This window comes from Vibrio sp. S234-5 (assembly GCF_000960595.1).
GTDB lineage: Bacteria > Pseudomonadota > Gammaproteobacteria > Enterobacterales > Vibrionaceae > Vibrio.
In genome coordinates this window covers 130068-148790 of the sequence record NZ_JZAM01000181.1, presented here as the reverse complement: position 1 = coordinate 148790, position 18723 = coordinate 130068, and the positions used below count along the sequence as shown (strand labels likewise).

Genomic DNA, 18723 nt, shown 5'->3' with positions numbered 1-18723 from the left:
TGATACCGAAGTATCAAATTGGTCACTCAGTTCATTGATAAATCTTTTGGATTATCATCAACGAGTGCCCACACAGATTGATAGGTTTATATTGTTAAAGAGCTTGCTTTTTGAGAAGCTTTTCTCTCGAAGCGGAGGTGCATTCTAGCGAGTTAACTTGAAGAGTCAAACACTTTTTCAAATTTCTTTTTTTAGAAGCTTTACCCTCTTACTGCACTGCTGAAGCCTTGTGGCGTCTGCCGTGTCAGTGGATGCGCATTATAGGCAGAGAAATTTTCTTGGCAACCCATTTTTTGCAAAAACCTTCAAAAATTGGTTTAGATGAACAAATCTCACCCAACTGCTCGTTTTGCATACGCAGTTGTTAATAATAAGTAGCTATCTGTAGATTAAAACTGGTTTAACCACGCCTCGTCTATCTCGCCAGTCTTGATCCTCACACCCTGTTTTCGCTCCCAATCTTCTATTTTCTCTAGCTCACGCATGACGCTGTCCAAAGTCAGCGTATTGTTGTCTAACTCAAAGATCTGTTTTTGGCTTTGATAATAGAATTTTAAAATCGTATATGCTTGCAGATCTTCTTGCTCTGCTGCCGACGTTATCTGTTTCAGCTTACGGAAAATGCGATTGTGCAATTGTTTCATTTGCCAAACGTAAACGACTTCTTTGAAGAAAAGATGTCCTTTCACTTGATTGAGTAACGATACCGAGGTCAAAAGTGCGAGAAGGACACCGATCAAGTTCCAGTGGAAATTGCCCGTCGACTCTTGTTCGACGACTGTCTGGTTACCAAACAATGCAATCAGTAAGCTACCGAATGCCAGTGACGAGAGTGCGAAAAGCACCACAAAGCCAACAATGACGATATTAGCTTTTCTGCGGTAGAGCGGTTTGTTGATAGATTCAATTTTCATGTTTCATTCTATTAAAGCAGTAAGACAAGGCCCCTATGCTGCTCGATCACACCCGCTAACTCAATCAAGGTTTTGTAATCAAATTCGCACTTTGTCCATTTCTTCTTTTATAGAGGCTTTTTGTTTGGGCTCGCGCCTCAGTCTGACTTGGGTATATACTCCGCCCATTCAATTTACTGCTCATTCGAGGTTTCCTTTATGCGCTCTTTTGTTTTACGCGCCCGTGCCGCCCCAACTAACAGTAAAGCCTTACTGGAAGGCGTTGGTCAGGAAGCGCACACTGAAATTTTGGCACATACTTTGATGAACACCATGTTTGTTGCTCAATCGCACCGTGAGGATGTGACGGTGTATTTAGTGCTAGAGAGTACCCAGGACTATTCTCGAACCATCACGATTCAGTCAAATGATGTCACTAATATCAACGGTTTTAATGAAGCCACTTTACTGAATGTGGTTGCTCGCTCATTAGACGCTTCTCAAGGAATGGCCAAAGAAGAGTGCCGCAATGTGGAACCAGGTGTGACGGTTCGAACCATCAGTTTTGAGCGCCTTATTCAAGAGCTTGCGGAAAACCACCAGCTTTATATGTTGGACAAAAAGGGCGAATTTGTTCGCGACATTGATTTTGCGCCAAATCCCTGCTTTTTGCTCACCGATCACATTCCGATGCCGAAGAAGACTTTCAACAGCTTAAAACGCTTAGGTACGCAAAAAATCAGTCTTGGCCCTAAGATGCTGTTTGCTTCCCAGTGTGTCACCTTGATCCAGAACGAGTTGGATCTACGCGAGTCATTGTGAGTGACTTGCAGCAGGCCTTTTTGCTGCTATGATGTCGCAGATATAGTCGGGGAGCCTTTAGTTAGGCTGAGATCGCAAAGCGAGACCCGTTGAACCTGATGCAGTTAATACTGACGTAGGGAACTATATGCGTGTTCACCCGTTTGTTGTGGTTAAGGACAAAAGTTTCCCCCAATCGCACGGCGGCAGCTTGTTGAATACGCAGTTCCTGTACGTCTTGTCATAGGAAGCAAGATGCTATTCTCACAAGACTCTCAATCTCACATCCCTATTGTTCTCACTATCGCTGGCTCAGACAGCGGAGGCGGCGCGGGCATTCAAGCTGATATTAAGACCATCTCCGCCACTGGCAGTTACGCCTGCTCTGTGATTACGGCTATTACCTCGCAAAATACTCAAGGGGTATTCGCCGTTCTGCCCATCCCACTTGAGCATATTGCATCCCAGTTGGATGCGGTGTTCAGCGATTTAAACGTCAGAGCGGTAAAAATTGGTATGTTGGCAGACGCCGACATTATCCGTCTTGTCGCCAGCAAAATTCGCCAATATCGTCCACCGTTTGTTGTGTTGGACCCCGTAATGGTCTCTACCAGTGGCGATCTGCTTCTTGCACCGGAAGCCATCAACACGCTCAAGGAAAGCTTAATCCCTCTGGCCAGTATCATTACACCGAACCTTCCCGAATATGCCGCTTTAACCCAACAGCCTCAACCCGAAAACGAAAACGGCTTAATGCAGACACTTGATGAGTTACGTATTCTACACGCTAAAGCCGTGTTGCTTAAGGGGGGCCATTTGGAGCAGGAAGAATACAGCAGCGATCTGCTGATTGAAGGCGATATGGCAGAACTAATCCGTTCGACGCGTCACCCGACACGCAACACACACGGTACGGGTTGTACCCTCTCTTCGGCTATTGCCTCTTATTTAGCGCAAGGCCACCGGATGCACAAAGCGGTTTTTCTCGCCAAACAGTACATCTCTCAGGCCATTAGTCATGCCGACGAGTTATCTGTCGGCCAAGGAAGAGGGCCAGTGAACCATTTCTTTGCGGGACATATGCACGTGCGCTGACACAAACTTTCGCCGAACGGTTAGCTGGTAACAGAGTGAGCACGCAAATTAACTTTGCCCTGATATTTCTGCTGCTTGCCTTGGCATACAATGCCGCTTTTTATTAACGGCGGAAACTGTTCGTGGACCGTGCACTCAATTTCAAACTGGCTGGGCTTATCACCCTTTTTTGCTACGCACTTTGCCTTGGCGTCATCACTTGGCTTTACTACCCTGCCTCTCTCTTTTCTCCGGTCGCCTCGTTTGAAGGACGCCTATTGACACTTTTAACTTACTCAGCGGGCATTCAGGGCTTTTTCATCACGCTGATCATTCTGTGCATTTGGGCGCTCTCAATTCGCACATTTAGGCGAGGCGTATTACAGAAATTTTTGCAGCTTGGCCTGTTACTCATCATAGGTTTTGCAAGTAAAAGCGGCTTAAAGCTGGCAACGGAGAGCCCTCGTCCTTATAGCGAGTTGCTGGCCGCTGAGCAGATCATTGACTCTCCTGCAGATTTTTATCGTCTGGATGAAGCGGAAAAAGTGCAGGCCATTTCAGCCGTATCACAGAATGTCAGCCCGTGGCGAAGCCAACATTGGCAAGGTGAGAAGGACTATTCTTTTCCTTCCGGACATACCCTCTTCGCGGCGATTTGCGTTGCTTTCTTTGGGGCAGCCTTTTTATCTGCAAAGCGATACGGCGCGTTAATATTGTTACTGGTATGGGCGAGCAGCGTTGCCTATAGCCGATTGTGGTTGGGGATGCATCGCCCATTAGACCTGTTCGGTTCTTGGGCTTTTGTGGCAATCGTGTTTACCCTACTGCCCAATCATTTACCTATTGTCAGCCAATGGAAACGCGGTTAGCGAAACAATAAGGTGCGAGGCAGATACCGTCACGCCTTCCATTGGTGAAGGCGTTCTATTTTCAATGTCATCTTAAGCGGAAGGGGCAAATGAATGGCGTTCAAAATAAAGCTAAAAAGAAGGTCGTTTGGCAAAAGTAGGACAACCAAACGACCAAAAGCCATTTAAGCTAAGCTGGTTATACAACCAAAGCATAGAAAGTGTTGTCTGTGAGGACCAACTCACTTAGACGGCGCCATTATAACGTGAGTCAAAGGAAATGAAAGAAATAAAACGTACCATCCGTTATTTGTTGATGGATTTATGACTATTAATTCGCACTTTTTCTTTTCCAGCGGTACTAGGATATGAGCTTCTATTCAATCAACAAATTGAGCAGGAAATATTGACCACGGCATAGCCAATTGCCATGTAAACCACTCTTTCGACCTCTTCTGCGTCACCTTGAATTAAACGTGTAAGTCGGGTTCGGCCTTTTTCTGTACAAATGATCTCTCCAACGTTTTGGATAAGATTGCGAAACATTCTGTCTTCTCTCACCGCCTTCACCCAAGAGCGATAAAAATCCTCTGGAGAAGAGAACTCCAGCGACTGAATCACCAGCTCAACGGCCTTTGGTTTCAGCTCTTCCAAGAGATCTTCTTTTCTTTTGAAGTGGCCATTCACCCCGGAACGACTGATACCCGTTTTCTCTGCGATATGGGTAAACGTCAGGTTTTCATAACCTTCCAGCAGGAGGATTTTAAATGAAGTATCGATAATGTTTTGTCGTGTTTGCTGTGCCACCGCACGACTCACTCTTGGCATAACGCCCTCCTACTACTCGGCTGTCTCGCCCAACTAAATATACAAACAACGGCTTACGAAAAATCCGCTATTATTTTTATCAACAATACGTATGACGCACAATAAACATGCGAAATGTATCATTATACGAGCCTAACTTTTGGATAAAATATCATAATTTGAACATTTAGAGAGAGTGAATTTAAAGGATTCTATCCTTTATTTTGGCAAGAGTATAAGCAAAATTGCACAAGAGAACGAACAGCCTCCTCCTGTGCAAAATCCATTTATCCTGAGGCAAACTACAAATCGCGCATCAGGATTTCATATTCCTCTTCCGCCTCTTGGATTAGGCTACGTAACTCCTGGGCATCTTGGCTATTGAGCAAGAGTTGCCAAGGTGACGCTTGATGACAGTAGACAACACTGACACCCTGTGGATTTACCTTGAAAGAGAGATTGTCGAAACTGCTGCTGTGGTGTTGGTACAACTCCAAAACTTCGATTTCGACTGTTCCTGTGGGGTTTACTTCAACACAGGCATGTAAGCTGGGCTTTCCTGAAACGGTGTAATGACGTTGAACGGTAAGCATGATCTCCTCCTGAACCTGCCCATTAACAGACCAAGTTCAGTTTAGGACAGAAGAATCGGACTCGAAGTTAAACTGATGTGAAGATTGATCTCTGTTAAAGGATGACGCAATGGTCGCGCGCGCAGCAGCAAGTCAGCATGTTTTGTGCAAGCAGGCTGACAACGTTATGTACCGACATGCCTGCTATGTTGATTGGGAGATTGGTATTTCTGGCAGAGGAATTTAGCTTAAAACTTGTTGTGTGATCACTTGAAATACACCCGCTTCGCGATTACTCGGCGCACGAAATCGCGCAATCTGTTTGATCTGTTCATGGGCGTTTTCCATCGCGTAAGAATAGAAACTTTCGTTGAGCATCTCCGTGTCATTGAGATAGTCGCCAAAACTCATCGTTTGCTCGAAGCTAAAACCGAGCGTTTGCTGCAAATGTTTAATGGCAGCGCCTTTTGATGCCTGAGCATTCATCACATCAAGCCAAATTTTAGCGCTGACGACCACTTGATGAGTCTCACCGAACAAGGCTTTCATCCTTGGGTTGACTAAGGCTTCTGCGCCACCAAAATGGCAGATCGCCACCTTAATGAAGTCATCTTCCACCGCCAAGAGATCCGTCACGTAGGCGCAGCGGTGGTAATATTTGGCAAACTCCGCCAACGCTTGTGCATCTTGCGTTTCGATGTACGCGGATTGCTTACCGCACAACACGATATGCGCACCTTCTATCGAGCGAGCGGCGGTGACGATAGCGTCAATCTGCTCCTTGGCGATGGTGCAACTATAGAGTTCTTCCCCTTTGTGCATCACCAAAGTGCCGTTCTCCGCAATAAAGAGCATACGTTCTTTGACGGGTTCAAAGGTTTTGATCAAGCTGTAGTATTGACGCCCAGACGCTGCAGCAAACAGAATGCCTCTGGCTTGCAACTGTTCAAACATCGGGAAAAACGCCGGGTTAAGTTGGCTGTTTTCGTCCAGCAACGTACCGTCCATATCGGCAGCAATAAATTTAAGATCGGATAACGACATACAGAAATTACCTAAAAATAACAAAGCAAAGTGGGCCCAATCTGAGCAGAAAAAGTCTCGCTTGTACAGCGATAAGGGTTGACGATCGGCACTTTGCTTAACGTGCCGACAGCATTACTTAAAAAGTGGCAGTAGCGCTTTGAACGCGGGATGTTTGGCGTCCTCCATCAATTCAAACAGGCACATTTCCAGCCCCGTCAAGCCAACACCGCTGGCGCAGAGCTTTTTCAGTGCCAGTTCTTTGTTGGCCGCATCACGCGAGGAGACACAATCACTGACCACCTGAGGCTCAAAACCCATGCGTTTCAGATCCATGGCCGTTTGGTAGACACAGATGTGCGCTTCAATGCCGCAGAGAAGCCATTGTTCCACCTGACATGCGCGGATAGCTTCTGTAACAGACTCGGTGCGGCACCCAGAAAAGGTGTGTTTGTGAAACGGGACAAATCCCGTCAGTGCATGCGCGATCGGCTCGACTGTCTGACCTAAATTATCGGGGATCTGTTCAAGCCAGATGATGGGCAGATCCAGCGCTTTCGCGCCTTCAATCAGCTTGACGATATTGGCGATCATCTGCTCACTGCCATCCACCATCTGCGCCAGTTTTCCTTGGACATCAACAACGATGAGTCCGGTGTTGTTACTCTCTAACATCTGCTTTTCCTTTTGGGCTGGATGATCAACCTCTTTAATATAGTCTTATTCTGCTGCCCAAACATTACGAATGTCTGGCCACCCCCAATTGGTTAGCTCGACGTCTTGCAGTACGCCATGAAAACGCAATGTCTGCAAGTGGTGGAACAGCGGCGAGATCCAATACTCATTGATCAATGCCGAAGCAATCGGTTCAAGCTTGTCGAGATAATCAACTAGGGGCACTTCAGCGCGAAGGGCGATAAGTTGTTGATCCAGCCATTCACTTGCCGTCTCACCAATACAGGCATGCAAGATGGGATTGCTGAAGAGATTACAAAAGGCGGAAGCATGGCGGTTATCGTCTAGGCTGATGTTGGTCAAAATCAGCGCTTCGCTGAGCTCACCTTCTCTGGCTTTTTGATCCAGTCCGCGATAGGAGTATGTTTGGATCGTCACTCGGCATCCTTGTTCGGCAAATAGACTCTGTATGGCGCGCGCGCAATGCGACAAAACTTTGTAGTTGTAAATCGCAAGGTCGATGTGCTTTGGTAGCTTCACTTTTTCCGCTTTTGGCCGCACGACAGCTTGCCACTGCGGCAGCAGATTGTGCGCCGTCACTGAACCAAACGAGCCGTTCATTTTCGCAATCTCGCTTTGCACCCGCTGCGGTGTCAATAGAGCACTGAGGTAACGACGCTGCGCTGGACTAAAAGCGTTGCGCCCAGTTTGGTTATACATCAAAAGCAAACAACCATCCTCTACTCGGCTCTGCTGCTGCGGGTGAGATTCCTGTGCAGATTTTCGAGAGTTGACATAATGGTCACAAGGCTCATGGCTCGCCTCAGGCTGGTTGGTCTCGATCTGTTTGCGCGCCGCTGTCTGCTCATCAATCAGCCAGATAGTGACTTGATCGGTAATCGCACGACAAGCAAAGTAGTTTTCAAACGCACGCAACTTAAACTGCGCCTCACAGTGTTCCACCAGTTCAAACGGGCCGCTACCAATCACCAACGGACTTTGCGTTGCATTAACTTGGCTAACCGGCTGAATAGCGTAACGAACGCCAGCAATCAGGCCTGCAAATCCGCGATCCGACTGTTTTAAGGTGAACACCACTTTGAGTGGCGACTCGTCGACGATGTTATCGAGATGAGCCAACTCTTTGCGATACAAATCCAAGCTCGAGAGTTTGGCAAACAAACTGACAATCGTGCTGGCGTCAATCGCCGCGCCGTTGTGAAACGTCAGCCCCGGTCTGAGATAAAACGTCCACTTGCGATCATCGTCTTCAGTGCGCCAATGATGGGCTAACTCCGGGTGCAACTGGCCATCTTTATCGCAAGAGAGCAAGCAACAGTAGAGCTGACGGATCAAAAAACGTTCACTACTGCGCTGCAAGTGGTGCGGCAGAATTTGTTCAAATGGCCGCTTGTAGGTGAGTTGGATGTGCAAACGCCCAGCGCGCAGCGATGCGCCCGAGGTGTTTTTCAGCAGGCGACCGAAAGCATTTTGATCTTGGTCCAAAATGGCCAGCGCTTTTTCATATTTTCCCGCCCGGATGCGCGTTGTGGCCAGTTGCTCTTTCAATGAGGCCAGCTCAATATTCAACATCAATTGCGATCGCTGGTTGCGCCCAGACTTGGGTTGCCACTGTAGCCAACCCGCCTGCTGCATTTGTGTTAACAAGCTGCGTGCGTGTCTCGGCGTGGTAAAGAGTAGATCGGCCACCTCCTGTAGCGTGGTTTTGACCGCGACGCCCACTCCCAAAGGCTGCAAACGCACGTAGTAACGAAGAAGATTGAGTTCTGACAAAAGTGAGCCTCGCTAAATGAGAAGCCACTAGTATCGCGCAAACCGGGAGAGAAAAAATCAGAAAAAAATCACTTTGATTGTTCCTCGTTTTGCCACTTTCACTCCTAATCTCAGCGCTTTTTGCCCTTCATTCTGTTTATCCGGAACAAAACGGAAAAACTTACTCAGTTTTTCTATTCCCGATTTTGTCGGAGTATAGCTAGGCAGCAAGTCCACTACCTTTTCCCGCACCACAAGGAGCCTACTATGAACAGTAACTCAAATCACAACACCAAACGTGTCATGCTTAGCTACTATGCCAATCGACTTAGGATTACTCGCAACCCACTAGAGCGTCAGGCTCTACTCATTTTACTCGATTGGCTGTGATCCTGAGCCAAAGCGGCACTTTCCATTTGTGCTCCTAACGAACCAGCGTTGCTGGTCCCCCACCAATAACTGGGTAAGTGCCGCTTTGACTAAGCATCCCGGGCGGCGGACAAAGTTCCGCCAAACGGTTTTATTCACCTTCCAATCGCTTGGCGAAGCGAGTAACATGCCCGAGCAATTAAGCAAACGTTAAACTTTTTATTCTCAGGGCGGGGCGAAATTCCCCACCGGCGGTATACCTTTTAGGTGAGCCCGCGAGCGCTCGATTCGTCGAGGTCAGCAGATCTGGTGAGAGGCCAGAGCCGACGGTTAGAGTCCGGATGAGAGAGAATGAAACCACACCAGAACACTCACGTTCTGGTGCATTTCGTTTTGGATTGAGCTTAGCTCGTTCCCCCCTCATACAGCCCTGATTCTGGTGATTATTAGGAGTTAACCATGAATCAGTCATCACTACTTGCCGAATTTGGCGATGCTATCACGCGTGTTGAAACGGCGCTCTTTGCGTTACAACAAGGCCGTGGCGTGCTGCTTTTAGACGATGAAGATCGCGAAAATGAAGGCGACATTATCTATTCCGTCGATCATCTGACCACAGAACAGATGGCGCTGATGATCCGTGAATGCAGTGGCATCGTCTGTCTATGTTTGACCGACGAGCAAGCCAATAAGCTGGAACTGCCACCTATGGTGGTCAACAACAACAGCGCCAATCAAACTGCGTTTACCGTCTCGATTGAAGCCAAACACGGCGTCACAACCGGCGTTTCCGCACAAGATCGTGTCACGACGATTAAAACCGCGGCCAATCCACAGGCAAAGGCTGACGATTTAGCTCGTCCTGGGCACGTTTTTCCTCTGCGTGCTCGCCCTGGCGGCGTGCTTGCGCGTCGCGGACACACGGAAGGTACGGTGGATCTGATGCAAATGGCGGGGTTATCTCCTGCTGGTGTGCTGTGCGAGTTAACCAACCCCGATGGCAGTATGGCGAAAACGCCAGAGATCATCGCCTTTGGCAAACTGCACGATATGCCGATACTGACGATTGAAGATATGGTTAGCTACCGTAAGCAGTACGATCTTAAACTGGCGTAAGCCGCTTGAAATGTCACAGAGGAAAAGCCCGACATCAGCACCATGGTGCTGCCAGTGACTTGCAAAGCCTATGAAACAGTAGTAATACTTATACCCAGGTTATTTTTGAAGCACCTTTTTTGGTGTGCGGTTGTTGTGAGATAAAAGGATATTGCTATGTTAAAGAAACGCTTTTTCAAGACAAAAGATGAAGTCGAGGTGACTTTTGAAGTCGAACAGGAACACTGGGAAAGCGCGCAGGTGGCCGGGGATTTCAATAATTGGCAACCTGAACCAATGACGTTGGTGAAGAAAAGCGGCCAATTTAAGTTCAAAACTCGTTTGCCCAAGGAACAAAAAATCGAGTTCCGCTATCTGTTTAACGAAGACAAATGGGAAAACGATCCTCAAGCCGATGGTTATGTCGCCAACGGTTTTGGTAGTGATAACAGCTTAGTTTTAACCAGCGAGTAAACAGCACACACGTAAAGGCGCACATCGCGCCTTTTTTATTGCCCGCCATTTCTGCTCTCTTCGCCGTGTCTTTAGCACGCACTCGGCACTTGCCATCGTTGTGCATCTTCTCCCCAGCGTTGAGCGATAAAATCGATAAACTGTCTGACGACTGGCGTCTGATAGCTGCGAGAAAGGTAGACCGCCCACAGCGATGAGCCAGGCACGTGATAATCTCGCAGCACCACCTGTAGCTTCCCCTGTTGCAGTAGCGGATTGGCCAGATCGCAGGGCAAGCGAACAATCCCATGCCCTGCCTTCGCCGCACCAAGCAAAGTGCCCATATCGTTGGCGCGAATGCTGCCTTTCACTTCCACTTCCGTCACTTGGTTATCCGCAACAAAACGCCACAGCACCGAACTCAGATGCACCAAACAGTTGTGCTGGCGCAGATCTTGAGGCTGTTCTATTGGCGAGTGGCGTTGTAAATATTCCTCCGAGGCGCAAATCACTGTCTCGATCGCCATCAGTTTTCTCGCAATTAAACTCTCGTCAGGCTGGTTGGTATAGCGCAGCGCCACATCAACTCGTTCATCCACCAACTGGGAAAACTTATCCGAGGCGAGAATGTCCACCGTCACTTGCGGATGAAGCTGGGTGAACGCACACACTGCATCAATCAATAAATGCTGGGAAAAACCGATCGGCGCTGACACGCGGATCAAACCGCCTAGCGCCTGAGATCGACTCAACGCTTCCACTTGCAACGCCGCAGCCTCATCGAGAATGCGTTGGCAGCGCACATAAGCCTGTTCGCCGGCGTCGGTCAGGCTGACTTTTCTGGTTGTGCGGTGCAAAAGACGCTGCTGCAACCACGCTTCCATCTCTTGAATATGCCGCGACACCTGTAATCGGCTGAGATTGAGCGCTTCCGCCGCTTGGGTAAAACTGCGGCAATTCGCCACCTCAATAAAGCTCTTTATCGCTTCCAACTTATCCATACATCACCCATTAGATCGAAATGGAGATACAATCTATATCAATCGCTAGCATTTATCATCAAATCATTAGCCAGTAGACTGCAATGGTTGTCGAGAAAAACGTGATAAATCACAGGAGATTGAAATGAAAGTAGCGGTATTAGGTGCATCTGGCTGGATTGGTAGCCAAATCGTAGAAGAAGCAGTAACTCGTGGTCATCAAGTCATCGCACTGGTGCGCAATCCAAGCGCCATCGAACGCCAAGACGTTGAAGTGCGCCAGTTGGATGTGCTCACAGAGCAAGATTTCGCGCAAGCACTACAAGGGGTAGACACCGTTATCGCCTCCATTGGCGGTCGCGCGGCAGGCAACCACGATATGGTTGAACGCTCGGCAGCAAAACTGCTGGAACAACTGCCAAACGCAGGTGTAAAGCGCCTACTGTGGGTCGGCGGCGCAGGGTCACTGGAAGTTGCCCCTGGCGTTCAACTGGTCACTGTACCCGATTTTCCAGCGGAGTATAAAGATGAAGCATTAGCCCAGTCGCAAGCATTGCAAGTGTTTCGCAACAGTGACTCACCGCTCAATTGGACTTTTGTTAGCCCAGCGGCTGAAATCTTCCCGGGCGAAAAAGTGGGCCAGTTCCGAGTCGGCGGCGACCAATTGCTGACCGATGCACAAGGCCACAGCAAGATTTCTGTTGCGGACTTCGCCAGCGCCATGCTGGATGAGCTGGAGACAGCGAAACACGCTAAGCAACGTATTTCTGTTGCCTATTAAGCGCGAACCTCAGCACAAACGCTTCGCTTATCACATTGATAAAACTGACCAAAGCCATGCCGTTGCATGGCTTTTTGCTATAATTTTCACAGATTCAACCAAACTTTTTCATTATTGATACACAGCTCAGGACTGACCACTAAATAAACCGAACTATTTGAAACAACGCGGTGAAAGGTGTAATTTCACATCGCCCTGAGAGGCGAAGACCACAAATCATAACAAATACAAAGCATAGAAATAGACCATGGCAGAAAACCCTAAGTTGATCATTGTTGAAGACGACATCAAGTTACAACAAATGTTGGGTGACTATTTTCAGTCACAAGGATTTACCGTGATCACGACCGATAATGGCTTGGATGCCCCATCGCTGATTTTGCAAGAAAAACCGTGCATCGTTTTGCTCGATCTTATGCTGCCAGGCCAAGACGGTTTAAGCGTCTGCCGACAAATTCGTGATAGCTACTTTGGCAAAATTCTCATGCTTACCGCCAGTGATGACGATTTTGACCACGTCGCGGCACTGGAAATGGGCGCCGATGATTATGTCAATAAACCGATTAAACCGCGCGTATTATTAGCCCGGATCAGAATGCTGCTCCGCCGCCCAGATGTTACGGTCCATGAAGAGAGCAACCACTGCCAATTTGGCGTACTCAAACTCAACCGAATTCGCAAAGAGTGTCAGATTGCCGAGCGTGTCGTCAGCCTGACCGACGGTGAGTTTGACTTACTTTGGCTATTAGCCAGGTCCGCAGAGCAAGTGCTCTCCCGAGAATGGCTGACCAAAAACTTACGCGGTATCGAATACGACGGCGTCGATAGAACCATAGACAATCGCATTGTCACACTGCGTAAGAAGCTCGACGACACCACTCCAGCGAGAAAGATCCTCACCGTACGAAGTAAAGGCTATATGTTTATGCCGGATGTGTGGGAGTAACGATTCAACATGAAACGCCTCTACCTCGAAGCATTCTGTGGCTTAGTTATTCTGTTTTTTGCCACGCTGTGGGGCTATGAAACCGTGGTTTATCATTGGAATACGGACTACGACCAGATCCTCGAACAGTATCAGGCAGAGGCGTTTCATCAGTTGCTCGAACCCGCCTTTGAGGAAAAAGGCGATTTGTACGTAACGCAACAGATCCGTCAATACGCGGCATCAACACGCACTGTGCTGACTCTGTTTGATCCTATGGCACTGCCCGCTGAAGTGGACAACGCCTTTGCCGATAGCGCCTTGCAAGTCTACTTTGATCACGATCGCAACCTATGGTTGCGTTTTGACGATACCTCCATGGTCTATCATCTGACCGAGGATATTCACTCTCCACTTAGACAAGCCATTGATTTTGCAGACAACCTCATTTGGGTTTTCTTTATGCTGGGGTTTGCGCTCTACTGCGTGTTACTGATCTGGTTTTTGAGCCGCCGCGTGCGCGAATTGGAACGAGTCACCTTAGCTTTTGCCTCCGGCGACCTTTCAGTACGCGCCAAAACCACCAGCCGTTATTCGGTCGGAAGCCTCAACAAAAGCTTTAACATCATGGCCGATAAAATTGCCAATTTGATCACCAGCAATCGCATGCTGACCAACGCGGTGGCTCATGAACTGCGCACCCCCATCTTCCGTTTGCAATGGCAAGCCGATCTCTTAGCGGACTCTGAACTGAGTCAAACCCAGCGCAAATCCGTATCGAGCATGGTGGAAGATATTGATGAAATGGAACACATGGTAGAGGAAATGCTCTACTACGCCAAAATGGAGCGCCCTCAGGCCAATATTCAAACTCAATCCATTATTCTTTCATCTTGGTTTACCACTTTGCAGCAAAGATGGCAGAGCGAAACGTCTCATTCGGTAGGCATCGAGTTGCAAACACCCCTTTCATCGGTACACATCGATCCCCACCTTGTCAAACGAGCACTGGATAACTTGGTTCGTAACGCCATGCGCTACGCCAAATCACGCATCGTCTTGACCATCTTCACAGACGAAGATCAGCTGACGGTCGAAGTTCACGATGATGGCCCCGGCATCAGCGAAAAAGACTGGCCCTACTTATTTGATGCCTTTTACAGCGTGGACAAATCACGCAACAAGTCGACCAGCGGTTATGGCCTTGGGTTAGCGATTGTCAAACAGATCACCACTGTTCATCAAGGCAGTGTTGATGTCGCTCACAGCCTTTATGGTGGTGCTTGTTTTATCGTGCGCGTACGTCACAACGCGGTCACGCAAAATAAATTGCACTAATTATAACCATATCGCTTACGTCTTACATTTCATTACAGAGTCTGACGGACTCAGAATATAAAACACTGTACATTTGCATCCCTTATTGATGACAATGTTAGCAGCTATCTCGCTATCACATCATTAATGTCGGACTGTCCGGCCCTGTTTTCCTACTTGGCAATATATAATGCGGCGTCTTGTGACGCCGTGTGTTATTGCTCCCCGCTCCCCCACGAGCGCGCCGATTGCTAAGCCAATCTTAAGAAAGCAGCGCCATGCTAATCACACACTACAAAGCAGGAATATTGTTTTGAAACCAGGAAAAACTGGCATTCGCCGTATCGTTGATGCAAGCGGTTACTCCATTCAAGGGCTTAAAGCCGCTTGGTTGCACGAAGCCGCATTTAGACAAGAGATGATTTTGACCACGCTCCTTTCCATCGTGGCCTTTCTCTTACCAGTGACTCATGTCGAACGCATTTTGCTTATTTCCAGTCTCCTGCTGGTGGTGATTGTTGAACTGCTGAACTCTGCTGTAGAGGCAGTGGTTGACCGTATTGGTAGCGAGCATCATGAACTAAGTGGACGAGCCAAAGACATCGGCTCGGCGGCGGTTTTTGTTGCGCTGGCTCTGACACTGTTTGTTTGGTCTTCGGTATTACTGGCATGATGTTGAACAGAATTAAAACCGCCACAAAAGGCGAATTCTCCTATCTCTCCTTCACTTTTTTGATGGCGCTCTATTTTACACTGGTGGTTAACCTACCGGTTTATAAAGAGTTGTTATCTATTTTCACTAAGCTGGACACGGTTAAAATTGGCTTTGCCATTTCCATTCCATTGTTCTTTCTGGCGGCGCTCAATCTGATCTTCAACCTATTGAGTTGGCCTTGGCTGAGTAAGCCGCTTTTTGTCCTGTTGCTGATTGTATCGAGCATGGTGAGCTACGCAGGGTACAACTACGGCACCTTGTTTGATTACAGCATGATTGCCAATATCTTCGAGACCGACAGCAGCGAAGCGGGTTCTTACCTCAGTCGTTACTCGCTTCTCTGGAGCCTATTCATGGGCATTTTGCCAGCCCTGTGGGTGTGTCGCATAAAGCTATCGCTTGATGGCTCCTTGCCGAAAATGGTGCTGCACAAATTGATCGGCATTCTGGCCTCTTTGGCGGTGATTGCCGTTATCGCTGGACTCTACTATCAGGATTACGCCTCGGTCGGTCGCAATAACAGCTACCTGAAAAAAATGATCATCCCGACGCAGTATGTTTACAGTGCAACTAAGTATGTGCGGGATACCTATTTCACCACGCCACAGCCTTATAAAGAGCAGGGCTTAGATGCGAAACAGTCTGATCAAGCGCTTGCCCAAGCACAAACCAAGCCCACGTTGCTGGTGTTTGTGATGGGCGAGACGGCTCGCTCGCAAAACTACCAATTAAATGGTTATGAGCGTGCAACCAATCCTTATACCAGCCAGTTTGATGTCATCTCATTCCAAGATGTCAGTTCTTGCGGTACGGCAACAGCCGTCTCTGTTCCTTGTCTATTCTCCAACCTAACTCGTGCAAATTTCGAACGTTCCGTGGCAGATAATCAAGACAATGTGCTGGATATTTTAAATCGTGCTGGTGTTTCTCTATTGTGGAAAGAAAACGATGGCGGTGACAAAGGCGTTGCACGAAACATTCCTTCCATGACGGTTGATCGTTCGCGCAAAGATGCCATGTGTAATGGCAGTACCTGCTTTGATATGGCGTTGCTGGAAAACTTTGATCAAGAAGTCGCCAGCATGCAAGGCAACCGTATGATTGCGCTGCACCTTATCGGTAGCCATGGCCCGACCTACTTCCAACGTTACCCCAAAGAACACGCAGTGTTCATGCCCGACTGCCCTCGCGCTGATATCGAAAACTGCAGCGTAGAGCAGATCACTAACAGCTACGACAACACAATTCGCTACTCCGACTATGTGATTGCTCAGACGATTGAGAAATTGCAAAGCCTCGAAGAGCAATTTAATACCGCGCTGATTTATGTTTCGGATCACGGCGAATCGCTTGGGGAAAATGGGCTCTTCCTACACGGCATGCCGTACAGCTTAGCGCCAGAGTACCAAACTAAAGTGCCATTGATGCTCTGGATGTCTTCAGGTTTTAAAAAAACCAAAAATGTGAACGAAAGCTGCCTAAAAGCCGCGGCTCAACAAACAGATACCTATTCACATGACTATATTTTCCATTCATTGACTGGGATAATGGACGTCCAAACTGAAGAGTATAACTCTCGGCTTGATCTCTTCTCTGCGTGCCGTTCATAAGGAAATCATCCATGCGCAAACTGAATTTGGGCCCATTACATCCTATTTTGGCGTTTAGCGCCGTTGCTTTGGGCATTCTCTCCACATCTAGAGTGCTGCTTGCCGTTTGGCAAGCAGACCGAGTGAGTGCCGCTGAAGGTTGGCTCAATCTCATCGTGCAAGGTATTCGGGTCGATATTGCCACGCTCAGTTGGCTATTTATCCTGCCAGCACTGCTGGCTGCGCTTTTTCCCGTGCAAGGCATCTTCGGTAAGATTTGGCGAACACTGCTGCGTCTTTGGTTGGTGGCCGGTTTGTGGATACTTGTTTACATGGAGCTCGCCACACCGCCTTTCATCATGGAATACGATCTGCGGCCAAACCGTTTGTTTGTTGAATACCTGATTTACCCCAAAGAAGTGTTCAGCATGCTCTGGTCGGGTTACAAACTGGAGCTGTTTATCGGTTTGATCGGCTCTGTCGCGACCTTGTGGTTTGGCTGGAAATGGAGCGGGAAAGTCACGGCGCAAACTCAGCAAGTCAAGTGGCGCTGGCGTCCCGTATTGGCGGTCGCTGTTGTCATTCTTGGAGTGCTCGGCGCACGTTCATCACTAGGCCATCGACCGCTCAACCCGGCGATGGTGGCATTCTCCAGCGATCCATTGGTCAATGATCTTGTGCTGAACTCAGCTTACTCGGTCTTTTTTGCTGTCAACAATATGAAATCCGAGCGAAGCGCGGCGCAATTTTATGGCAAGATGGATACCGATCGCGTTATTGACTTGGTGAAACAATCTTCCGCCAAAGAGAACTATCTGCCTGGCAGCTTACCAACGCTAAACTTTAACCCTGCCACACATCAGGGCACAAAGAAAAACCTTGTGATCTTATTGCAAGAGAGCTTAGGTTCACGTTTTGTTGGTGGATTGGGCGGCTTGCCGCTGACGCCAAATTTGGATCAGCTGCTTAAAGAAGGCTGGAGCTTTACTCAAATGTACGCAACAGGAACGCGTTCTGTTCGGGGCATTGAGGCGGTAACCACGGGTTTCCCACCGACACCATCACGCGCTGTGGTCAAACTGAGCAAAAGCCAAACTGGCTTTTTCACCATCGCGGATTTACTGCAAAAGCAGGGATATCACACCCAATTCATTTACGGTGGCGAAGCGCACTTCGATAACATGAAAAGCTTTTTCCTCGGCAATGGCTTTGAACAGATTGTCGATGAGCCTCAATATGATAACCCTGAGTTCAAAGGCTCTTGGGGGGTGAGTGATGAAGATCTCTACACCAAAGCGGATCAAGAGTTCACTCGGCTCAATCAACAAGGTAAACCTTTCTTCAGCTTAGTCTTTACCTCGAGCAACCACAGCCCGTTTGAGTATCCCGCTGGTAAGATTGAGCCGTATGATGCCCAGTTCAATACGCGCAACAATACGGTGAAATACTCAGATTACGCACTCGGCACTTTCTTCGATAAAGCGAAAAAATCAGACTACTGGGATAACACCGTGTTCATCATCATCGCCGATCACGATGCACGCGTGTACGGTTCACAGCTCGTTCCCGTGGAGCATTTCCATATCCCGGCGTTGATTCTGGGTAAAGACATAGCTCCGAGAGAAGACGATCGCTTGGCGAATAACTTAGATATGCCACCAACCTTACTCTCTTTGATTGGAGTGGATGCGACGACACCGATGATCGGTCGAGATTTAACTAAGCCTCTCGCGCGTGAAGATGAACGAGCCATGATGCAGTTTGATAAAAACTTTGGCTATCTCACTCGTGATAGTTTGGTGGTGTTCTCACCGGGCGAAAAAGTGTCGACTTACCAATACAACTTTGCCGATAAAACGCTCACGCCCAAAGACGCTACCCCAGAGGATATTGAACGAGCCAAAGCTCATGCTTTGTTAGGTTCGATGGCGTACAAATATAATTGGTACAGCGCTGACGCCGCTCACTAACGCCCAACCCGTCATCTGACAGCCTGAAAAAACAAATTTGCTCACCCTCACAAAAACGCCATC

General features: G+C 48.2%; 20 protein-coding genes and 2 riboswitches. Of the genes, 12 read left to right on the top strand and 8 right to left on the bottom strand.

From position 1 onward, the window contains the following. Window positions 1-389: 389 nt before the first annotated feature. Window positions 390-914, bottom strand: coding sequence for a DUF3087 family protein (locus UF06_RS09030; protein ID WP_045570149.1), 525 nt, complete (start codon window positions 912-914; stop codon window positions 390-392). Window positions 915-1112: 198 nt separating this feature from the next. Here UF06_RS09030 and trmY point away from each other — a divergent pair, with 198 nt between their 5' ends. The 3 genes from trmY to UF06_RS09015 all read left to right on the top strand — a co-directional run bounded on the left by trmY (window position 1113) and on the right by UF06_RS09015 (window position 3637). Beyond that, window positions 1113-1715, top strand: a complete 603-nt coding sequence (trmY, locus tag UF06_RS09025; RefSeq protein ID WP_045570148.1) for a tRNA (pseudouridine(54)-N(1))-methyltransferase TrmY — start codon at window positions 1113-1115, stop codon at window positions 1713-1715. 37 nt (window positions 1716-1752) lie between these two features. Continuing rightward, a riboswitch (TPP riboswitch) is annotated at window positions 1753-1854 on the top strand. Window positions 1855-1949: 95 nt separating this feature from the next. Further along, entirely contained in the window at window positions 1950-2789 is an 840-nt protein-coding gene (thiD, locus tag UF06_RS09020) for a bifunctional hydroxymethylpyrimidine kinase/phosphomethylpyrimidine kinase (RefSeq protein WP_045570147.1), read from the top strand. Between the two features lie 194 nt (window positions 2790-2983). Beyond that, complete coding sequence (locus UF06_RS09015) at window positions 2984-3637, top strand: phosphatase PAP2 family protein (protein WP_319024120.1); 654 nt, start codon at window positions 2984-2986, stop codon at window positions 3635-3637. 363 nt (window positions 3638-4000) lie between these two features. Here the strand turns inward: UF06_RS09015 and UF06_RS09010 are convergent, their stop codons facing one another. The 6 genes from UF06_RS09010 to UF06_RS26820 all read right to left on the bottom strand — a co-directional run bounded on the left by UF06_RS09010 (window position 4001) and on the right by UF06_RS26820 (window position 8703). Beyond that, window positions 4001-4444 (bottom strand): helix-turn-helix domain-containing protein, encoded by a 444-nt coding sequence (locus UF06_RS09010; RefSeq protein WP_039427081.1) that lies wholly within the window; start codon window positions 4442-4444, stop codon window positions 4001-4003. A 281-nt stretch (window positions 4445-4725) separates the two neighbouring features. Beyond that, complete coding sequence (locus UF06_RS09005) at window positions 4726-5016, bottom strand: hypothetical protein (RefSeq protein WP_045570145.1); 291 nt, start codon at window positions 5014-5016, stop codon at window positions 4726-4728. Window positions 5017-5238: 222 nt separating this feature from the next. Beyond that, complete coding sequence (locus UF06_RS09000; RefSeq protein ID WP_045570144.1) at window positions 5239-6039, bottom strand: Cof-type HAD-IIB family hydrolase; 801 nt, start codon at window positions 6037-6039, stop codon at window positions 5239-5241. A gap of 114 nt (window positions 6040-6153) precedes the next feature. Further along, window positions 6154-6693 carry an isochorismatase family protein gene (locus tag UF06_RS08995; protein ID WP_045570143.1) on the bottom strand — a complete coding sequence of 180 codons (540 nt, stop codon included), beginning with the start codon at window positions 6691-6693 and terminating at the stop codon, window positions 6154-6156. A 45-nt stretch (window positions 6694-6738) separates the two neighbouring features. Then, on the bottom strand, window positions 6739-8487 hold the full coding sequence (locus UF06_RS08990) for an SgrR family transcriptional regulator (protein ID WP_045570142.1): 1749 nt from the start codon (window positions 8485-8487) through the stop codon (window positions 6739-6741). Between the two features lie 57 nt (window positions 8488-8544). Next, on the bottom strand, window positions 8545-8703 hold the full coding sequence (locus UF06_RS26820; RefSeq protein ID WP_171816718.1) for a hypothetical protein: 159 nt from the start codon (window positions 8701-8703) through the stop codon (window positions 8545-8547). Window positions 8704-8733: 30 nt separating this feature from the next. Here UF06_RS26820 and UF06_RS28180 point away from each other — a divergent pair, with 30 nt between their 5' ends. From UF06_RS28180 to UF06_RS08980, 3 genes are all read left to right on the top strand, one after another. Next, on the top strand, window positions 8734-8856 hold the full coding sequence (locus UF06_RS28180; protein WP_264299430.1) for a hypothetical protein: 123 nt from the start codon (window positions 8734-8736) through the stop codon (window positions 8854-8856). Between the two features lie 196 nt (window positions 8857-9052). Continuing rightward, window positions 9053-9192: riboswitch (FMN riboswitch) on the top strand. A gap of 102 nt (window positions 9193-9294) precedes the next feature. Continuing rightward, window positions 9295-9951 carry a 3,4-dihydroxy-2-butanone-4-phosphate synthase gene (ribB, locus tag UF06_RS08985; RefSeq protein ID WP_045570141.1) on the top strand — a complete coding sequence of 219 codons (657 nt, stop codon included), beginning with the start codon at window positions 9295-9297 and terminating at the stop codon, window positions 9949-9951. Window positions 9952-10107: 156 nt separating this feature from the next. After that, the gene (locus tag UF06_RS08980; protein ID WP_039432709.1) at window positions 10108-10404 is read left to right on the top strand and encodes an isoamylase early set domain-containing protein; all 297 of its coding nucleotides are present in this window, start codon (window positions 10108-10110) and stop codon (window positions 10402-10404) included. A gap of 71 nt (window positions 10405-10475) precedes the next feature. On the opposite strand, the gene UF06_RS08975 is transcribed toward UF06_RS08980, so the two are convergent. Beyond that, window positions 10476-11384: a LysR family transcriptional regulator gene (locus tag UF06_RS08975; RefSeq protein WP_045570140.1), complete on the bottom strand. Its 909-nt coding sequence runs from the start codon at window positions 11382-11384 to the stop codon at window positions 10476-10478. Between the two features lie 124 nt (window positions 11385-11508). On the opposite strand from UF06_RS08975, the gene UF06_RS08970 reads away from it, so the two are divergent. The 6 genes from UF06_RS08970 (at window position 11509) to UF06_RS08945 (ending at window position 18660) form a co-directional block, all read left to right on the top strand. Further along, entirely contained in the window at window positions 11509-12144 is a 636-nt protein-coding gene (locus UF06_RS08970; RefSeq protein ID WP_045570139.1) for an NAD(P)-dependent oxidoreductase, read from the top strand. 247 nt (window positions 12145-12391) lie between these two features. Continuing rightward, window positions 12392-13090 (top strand): response regulator, encoded by a 699-nt coding sequence (locus UF06_RS08965; RefSeq protein ID WP_045570138.1) that lies wholly within the window; start codon window positions 12392-12394, stop codon window positions 13088-13090. Between the two features lie 9 nt (window positions 13091-13099). Continuing rightward, window positions 13100-14407, top strand: a complete 1308-nt coding sequence (locus UF06_RS08960) for an ATP-binding protein (RefSeq protein WP_045570137.1) — start codon at window positions 13100-13102, stop codon at window positions 14405-14407. 292 nt (window positions 14408-14699) lie between these two features. Next, window positions 14700-15059, top strand: coding sequence for a diacylglycerol kinase (locus UF06_RS08955; RefSeq protein WP_045570136.1), 360 nt, complete (start codon window positions 14700-14702; stop codon window positions 15057-15059). A gap of 2 nt (window positions 15060-15061) precedes the next feature. Then, complete coding sequence (locus UF06_RS08950) at window positions 15062-16711, top strand: phosphoethanolamine--lipid A transferase (protein WP_171816719.1); 1650 nt, start codon at window positions 15062-15064, stop codon at window positions 16709-16711. Between the two features lie 11 nt (window positions 16712-16722). Further along, on the top strand, window positions 16723-18660 hold the full coding sequence (locus UF06_RS08945; protein WP_045570135.1) for an LTA synthase family protein: 1938 nt from the start codon (window positions 16723-16725) through the stop codon (window positions 18658-18660). Window positions 18661-18723 lie beyond the last annotated feature (63 nt).